A 7,128-nucleotide genomic window follows, 5' to 3' on the forward strand; every position below is an offset into this window, starting at 1 on the left:
AAAAATGACAGCAGTCTCGCTGCATGTACGTCGTGCAAACGCACCAACGCCAACCATCTGTATGACACCCTCATCCCTCACTCCCCTTTTTTTGTCAGCTCAAGGCCGCTTACTTTCAGAGGGAATGTAATCGCATCTCTGCTTGATCTGTTTGCTCAACAAACGAAATAAACGATTCGTTCACTTAAAGACAACAGATTCAAAAAGTGCAATAGCAAATGGTGTTCATCTCACTGAAGAGTCATCTAAAAAAAGCAGGCTTAAGTGATAGCAGGCAAATCAGTAACCAGGCAGCTCAGAAAACGACACATCTCCTCTATTTGCAGGGGGCGATACTTCATTCGCATTCGAATAGTGCGTGCTCGCTCAACTCGTTGCAACAAACGTCAAGCAACGAATTGGAGTGCCCCCGGGGACTGGACCACCGGAAAGAGATGAAACTGATCCGCATGCCGGCCCCCCCCCGGCCAGCAACCTTCAGCAGAAAAAGCAAAGGCCGGAGCAAACAAGGCTTCGACAGGCTTACCCCGAGCGGCAGTGAGAAGGCTTCGATACCTCAGCCCGAACGGGATGCCCTACTGCGCCTTCCGCAAAGTCTCCACCACAGGCGTATTCAAAACAGACCTCAACCCCCACCACCCCGCCGCCAACGCCAGCAAAGCCCCCGCGAGGCTGCCCATCAAAGGCACCGTCCACGAACCAGTCCAGTTGAAGTCAAACACAAACCGCGCCAAGCCCCAGCCCACAGCCAGCGCAACCACGGATGCCAGGAATCCGGCCAGCAAACCCACACCGGCCAGCTCGGCACGCTGCACCTGACGCAGCAACGAAGCACGCGCACCCACCGCACGCATGATGGCGAACTCGCGGGCGCGCTCTTCACGCGTGGCGGTGATGGCGGCAAACAGCACGACCAGACCGGCGGCCAGTGTGAAGCCAAACAAAAATTCGACCGCGCGTATCACCTGGTCGAGCACGCGTTGCACTTGTGCAAGCGTGCTGCTCATGTCGACATTGGTGATATTGGGAAATGCCTTGACCAATGCGTTGTCGAAGCTCTGCGGGTGCGGTTGACCGGGCACGGCAGCGGGGCCTTCAGGAGCACGAAAGGCGCTGATGAACGACACCGGCACATCGGCAGGCAATTGCGCCACCGGGTACATCACAAAAAAGTTGACGCGCATCGAGCCCCAGTCCACCTTGCGCAAACTGGTGATCTTCGCTTCACTGAGCTGACCGCCAATGTCAAACCGCAAGGAGTCGCCGAGCTTGAGGCCCAGTGTTTTGGCCAAGCCGTCTTCGACGCTGATGGCGTCTTTTTCACCGCCTGTCCAGCGCCCGCCGGTGACCTGGTTGTGTGAGGGCATGTCGGCGCTGTTGGACAAATTGAACTCGCGGTCGACCAGGCGTTTGGCGCGGTCGTCTTCAAAATCGTCGGGCGTGACGGGCTTGCCGTTCACGGCCACCAGGCGCCCGCGGATCATCGGGTACCAGTCGAACTTCTTCACGCCGCCGTCGCGCAATGCTTTCTGGAAAGCCTCGCCCTGCTCAGGCTGCACGTTGATGACGAAGCGGTTGGGAGCATCGGGCGGCGTGGCCTTGCGCCAACTGCTGATGAGGTCGGTGCGCAGCAGCACCAGCAGCATCAGCGCCAGCAGGCCCACGGCCAGCGCGCTGGTTTGCACCACCGCATACATCGGCCGGGCAGACAGCTGCCGCGTGGCCAGCACCAGCCAGCGCGGGGCGGTCGCCTCGTTGACGCTGGCGCGCAGCAGCTTGACGGCGGCGTAACTGGCCACCGCAAACACCAGCACCGCGCCGGCAAAACCCCCGACGGCAATGAGCCCCAGCTTCAGGTCGCTGCTGGCGGCCACCAGCAAGGCGGCAAAACCAGCCACGCCGACACCCAGCACCGCGAGCGAAGCGGGCTTGAGGTTGCCGACATCGCGGCGAATCACGCGCAACGGCGGCACCTGTGCCAGCTGCAGCACCGGCGGCAAGCCAAAGGCGAGCAGCAGCGTCAGGCCCATGCCCATGCCAAACATGACGGGCCAGAAAGTGGCCGCCGGCAGCGCGGTTTCTACCAGCCCGGCCAGCAGCAGCACAAAGGCGTGGTGCACCCCAAACCCCAATACCACGCCGAGGGCGCTGGCCAGCATGCCGGCCACCACAAACTCAAAGGTGTAGGCCAGCGCAATGGTGCGCTGCGGTTGGCCAAGCACACGCAACATGGCGCAATCGTCCAGGTGCTTGGCCGCAAAACCGCGGGCGACGATGGCCACGGCCACGGCGCTCAGCAATGCGGCCAGCAGCGCCACCAGGTTGAGAAATTTCTCGGCGCGGTCCAGCGTTTGCCGCATCTCGGGGCTACCCGATTCCAGGGACTCCAGGCGCACACCGCGAATGCCCGTCTCGGCGCCGGGTTTTTTGATCTCGTCCGCGGCCCACTTCACGTAAGCCTTGACGGCTTTGTCATCGCCGGCGACGGCAAAGCGGTAGTTGGTGCGGCTGGCGGGCTGGATGAGGCCGGTGGCGGCCACGTCGGCCTGGTTGACCATGGCGCGCGGTGAAAAGCTGATGAAGCCGGCGCCGCGATCGGGCTCTTGCACGATGACGCGCGTGACCTTGAAGCTGGCGTCGCCCATCAGCAGGGTCTGGCCAAGCTTGAGGCCCAGCGCATCGAGCAGCGAGGCGTCCGCCCACGCCGTACCGGGCGCAGGCACCTCCCGCGTATCCTCGCCTGGACCGTCCAGGCTGTCGGCGACTTTCATGCTCCCGCGCAGCGGATAGCCCTCGGGCACGCCCTTGAAAGCGACCAGCTTGCTGGCGCCGCCGTCGGCGTCGGTGGCACGGCCCATGGTGGGAAAGGTAACGGTGGAAACGGCCTTCAGGCCCAAGGCCTGCGCCTTGGCAATGAAAGCGGCGGGTGTCACGCCGTCGCTGCGAATCACGGCATCGCCACCCAGCAGCTGGCGGGCGTCGCGCTGCAGGCCGCCCTTGAGGCGGTCGGCAAAAAAGCCGACAGCAGTGAGCGCCGCCACGGCCAGCGTCACGGCCACGATGAGGAGGCGTAACTCGCCCGCGCGCAAATCGCGCAGCAAGGTTCTCCAGCCGAGCTTGAGGAAAAGGGTGTTCATGAGGCGACCATAACGCAAAGTTCGCGTCCCTGAGCGATGGCCGGGTTTACGGACGAATTTTGGGCCTGGTTTTGCGGCTGATTAGCGCAGCCGGGGCGAGGACGCCAGCGGTGAGCGTTTTGCCCGGCCTACGGACGAGCGGCGTTGGCGAGCGGCAGGGGCGCCGGAGCGGTGGGCGGCAGTGCATCCAGCCGTTTTTCGAGCGCGCGCAGCACCGGGCTGATGCCGGCGCCCACCCGGATCTGCGGGTTGGAAAACCCGTCTTCCTTGCCGGCGTCGATTTCGCGCTGCTTGATCAGCGGAACGGCACGGGCAAACGCCAGCTCGAAGGAATGCGTCTTGCGCAGCTGCTCGTCAAACATGGCGCGGCCGAAGAAGGTGAGCTCAGACAGGCGCCCGCAACCATAAGAGGTGTGGGTGGCGTCCGCCGCCGTCATCACCAGGGTGGTGTCGCCGGCCAGTGTGTCGACCCAGCCGCCTGAATAGCAGGCCGATATGACGATGACGCGGTGGCGGACGCCGGCATTGTCGAGCGCCTCGCGCAACTCGCCGGGGCTCACGGGCGGCACTTCAAGCGGCCAGTGGGAAGCCGCCAGCTTGAAGTCACTGGCGCCGTGAGAGGTCATGTAGACCACCAGCACATCGTTGTTCCTGTCCATGCGCTGGGCCATTGCATCGATGGTGCGCTGCAGGTTCAGCGTGGTGGCCCATGGGTGGGTTGAGGTGGTGGTGGCGTGGTTGACCAGATGGACCACACGGCCCTCGGCATCAAATCGCTCGGCGAGCACGCGGCTCACCAGGGTGCTTTCGCGCAGGAACACGTCTTCCGCGGCATAAGGGGCAAACACGACACCGTAGACATCGACAACGCCGGGGCGCTCGGGTGCAACAGCGGCCAGGGTCTTTTCCCACAGCGCCTGTTGCGTTTCAAAGGTTTGCTGGCTCAGGTGCAGGCGGGGCCGGCTCACAGCCGCTGCATCGCGTGCAGAATCGTCTTGCCAGGTGCGGGCGTTGAACTGCCAGGCGCTAAGGCCGGCAGAGGCCACCAGCGCGAGGCCAAAAACCATGGCGCGCACGGTCAGCCCGGTGAACCGGGTAATCAGCAAAAACGCCGCGCCCAACGACCAGGCGGTGAACACCGCAAAAAATGCCCAGTAAAGCCATGCCTGGGAAAACAGCTCACCTTTGAGCCAGCCCTGCGCAATGGCGCCTATGAGGCATTGGTACACCAAGGTATTGGGAATGGCGGCCACCACCCACAGGACAAAGCCGGCGCCCACTCCCACCGGGCGCTGTGGCGTTTCACCGTCGGGTTCTGCCGCTTCTGAAGGAAACGCCCACCACGCGAGACCGATGAAAAGTGCGGCCACCCACCAGCCCGACAGCCAGGCCTGGACATCCAGGCGCGCAGGACCGGCAATCTCAAGCCGGAACAGGGCGGCTTCAACAACAAAAACCAGCGCGCTGATGATGAGGGCCTGCAGCGGCGTGGGCGTATGGCCGGCTACCCGGGGTTTTAAAAAGACACCGGCGCGCAAGCCCTCGATCAACCAGGTTTGCAGGGGAAGGCGGGTGACCGGTGCAGCGGCGGCCCTTGCTTCGGGAACGTCCGGCGGCGCGGGCTGTGTGTCGGCCTGTAGGGAGGTATTGGTGTGCGTCACGGCGCGGCCATGAATGAAGACGAGGGCGGTGGCTTGGTGCCTGCCAGTTCAGGCTGCAGCTTGAGCCGCTGCGGGTTGGCATAGCAGACAAAGCGCTTGTTGGTAGCCCGGCCGATCGCACAGAGGCCGACGGTCTGCGCGACCTGGTGCCCCATCTGCGTGATGCCGCTGCGCGAAACCACGATGGGCACACCCATTTGCGCGGACTTGATGACCATTTCGCTGGTGAGGCGTCCGGTGGTGTAGAAAACCTTGTTCGCCTCGCTCATCGAAGGACTGTCCTGCATAGACATCCAGCCGGCGATCGTGTCGATGGCGTTGTGTCGGCCTACATCTTCAACGAAGAGCAGCATCTCGGGGTCACCCGCCGTCATGGCAAACAGTGCGCACGCATGCACCGAGCCGGCGGATTTGTAGGTGGTTTCCTTGAGCCGTATGGTGTTGACGAGGGAGTACAGCTGGGCCTGGGTGATGTGCGCATCGGCGGGCAGCACGATGCCGTCGACCTCGTCCATCAAGCCGCCAAACACACTGCCCTGCCCGCAGCCGGTGGTGACTACGCGGCGCGAAGTTTTTTCTTCAATGTCTTCAATGCCGTGGCGCGTCTTGACGGCGGCCGCGCCCACATCCCAGTCGACGGTGATGGAGTCGATGTCGGCCACGTCTTTGACGAGCCGCTGGTTGCGCAGGTAGCCCAACACCAGCAGCTCGGGATGGGCGCCCAGCGTCATGAGCGTGACGAGCTCGCGTTTGTCGACATAGACCGTGAGTGCGCGCTCGGCGGGGATGGCAACTTTTTGCACTTCGCCGTATTCGTTGACGGCGTCGACCTCGCACGTCAGGGGCGCCTGGGCGTTTGTGAGCCGAGGCAGGCTTTGCAGGCGTGAAAGAGGGGGGGGCGAAGCGGACATGAGGGGAGACTACAACAAAAAAGCCGGCCCCTTTCGGAGTCGGCCTTTCGGGACGCGGATGAACCGGGCTTGGGTCAGGACTTCTTGGCAGGGTTTCCAACCGCATCGGGCTGCTTGGTGCTGGGAGGGCTGGTAGCCGTGCCTGCGGGTGAATGCGCACCCGCCGCTTCAAGCGGCTTGGCTGCGGCCGGCGTGTAGGCAAAGGGGCCGGGATCTGCGCAGGCAGGCGCCGGCGTCGGCGGCTTGGTTTCCTTGCCGGCGGCCTTGGCTGATTTGTAATAGGCGGCGGCAACCTTGTCTTGCGACTTGCACAGCTGGTAGGCCTCGGACTTGCCTGTCCATGCGGTCTTGGCGGCGGCTTCGGCAGCCTTGGCCTTGGCTTCGTCGGACAGCACGGGCGTGGGCAACTTGGCCAGCGATGCTGCTGACGCAGCGGCCAGCAAGCTCAGGATCAGGAGTTTTTTCATCGTGGGGTCCTCACTCTTTATGCCTGCACGATTTGCGCCGGCGGCTCAACAGGTTTGCTGCGCTGGGCCGGGATGTTTCCGGCCTTCACGTCGTCGTACCAATATTCGTGATGCTCTTTGGCCCAGGTTTCGTCGACATAACCGGTGCGCATGGCTTTGTAGGCACCCTGCATGCCGATGGTGCCCAGGTAAATGTGGCCAAGGAACATGCACATCATGAGCACGGTGGCCACGGCATGCACCATGTGCGCCACTTGCATGGTGGAGCGCTCGTAGATCAGGCCGGGCAGCAGCTTGTCGAGCACAAAGCCCGAGGAGACGACCACAATGCCGAGAAAGAACACGCCTCCCCAGAAGATGAGTTTTTCGCCAGCGTTGAAACGGTTCGAAGCCGGTTCGTCGCCGGTGATCAGGCCGCCGCCCTTGGCCAGCCAGTGCATGTCGCCCTTTTGCGGCCAGTTATCGCGCAGGAATGTGAAGAACACAATGACCAGCGATACCGCGAACAGCGGGCCGGCAAAGTTGTGCATGGTCTTGAGTGTCCAGGTCAGCCAGCCGAATAGCGCGCCGCCAATGACGGGCAGCAAAAAGAACTTGCCAAACGCCATCACCAGGCCGGAGATGGCCAGAATGGAAAACGCAATGGCGTTGGACCAGTGCGCCGCGCGCTCAAAGGGCGTGAAGCGCTCGATCTTGCGCCCGGTGTCAGCACCGTGGGTCTTGATGGAGCCCTTGCTGAAGTAAAAAATCGCAATGGCCAGCACGACGATCAAAAAGAGCGAGCCGCCGTAGGGAATGATCCAGTTGTTGCGCACCTGGCGCCAGGCTTCGCCGGCGTTGGTCACGCGTGAGCCGGGGTACTGCACAAAGGGCTGAATCAAATTGCCGGCCTCGGGTGCTTCGCTTTTGGGCAGGCTGCTGTAGCCGGTGACACCCTCGCCCACCTGGCGCC

General features: G+C 63.0%; 5 protein-coding genes. All 5 read right to left on the reverse strand.

Annotated features, from left to right (window positions below; all coding sequences use genetic code 11):
• Positions 1–575: 575 nt before the first annotated feature.
• Positions 576–3,137 carry an FtsX-like permease family protein gene (locus tag ABI546_RS16425; RefSeq protein ID WP_348048171.1) on the reverse strand — a complete coding sequence of 854 codons (2,562 nt, stop codon included), beginning with the start codon at positions 3,135–3,137 and terminating at the stop codon, positions 576–578.
• A gap of 128 nt (positions 3,138–3,265) precedes the next feature.
• The gene (locus tag ABI546_RS16430; protein ID WP_348048173.1) at positions 3,266–4,798 is read right to left on the reverse strand and encodes a C13 family peptidase; all 1,533 of its coding nucleotides are present in this window, start codon (positions 4,796–4,798) and stop codon (positions 3,266–3,268) included.
• Positions 4,795–5,709, reverse strand: a complete 915-nt coding sequence (locus ABI546_RS16435; protein WP_348048175.1) for a formate dehydrogenase accessory sulfurtransferase FdhD — start codon at positions 5,707–5,709, stop codon at positions 4,795–4,797. Before ABI546_RS16435 ends, ABI546_RS16430 begins: the two co-directional genes overlap by 4 nt.
• Positions 5,710–5,783: 74 nt before the next feature.
• Positions 5,784–6,176, reverse strand: a complete 393-nt coding sequence (locus ABI546_RS16440; protein ID WP_348048176.1) for a hypothetical protein — start codon at positions 6,174–6,176, stop codon at positions 5,784–5,786.
• 17 nt (positions 6,177–6,193) lie between these two features.
• Positions 6,194–7,128: formate dehydrogenase subunit gamma (locus tag ABI546_RS16445; protein WP_348048177.1), on the reverse strand; the 935-nt coding region annotated here is incomplete at its 5' end.

This window comes from Polaromonas sp. (genome assembly GCF_039932935.1).
Taxonomy (GTDB): Bacteria; Pseudomonadota; Gammaproteobacteria; order Burkholderiales; family Burkholderiaceae_C; genus Polaromonas.

Excerpts from the sequence above, each read along its gene's own strand:
- ABI546_RS16425 (WP_348048171.1), bottom strand. The coding sequence starts at position 3,137 with ATGAACACCCTTTTCCTCAAGCTCGGCTGGAGAACCTTGCTGCGCGAT.
- ABI546_RS16435 (WP_348048175.1), bottom strand. The coding sequence starts at position 5,709 with ATGTCCGCTTCGCCCCCCCCTCTTTCACGCCTGCAAAGCCTGCCTCGG.
- ABI546_RS16440 (WP_348048176.1), bottom strand. The coding sequence starts at position 6,176 with ATGAAAAAACTCCTGATCCTGAGCTTGCTGGCCGCTGCGTCAGCAGCA.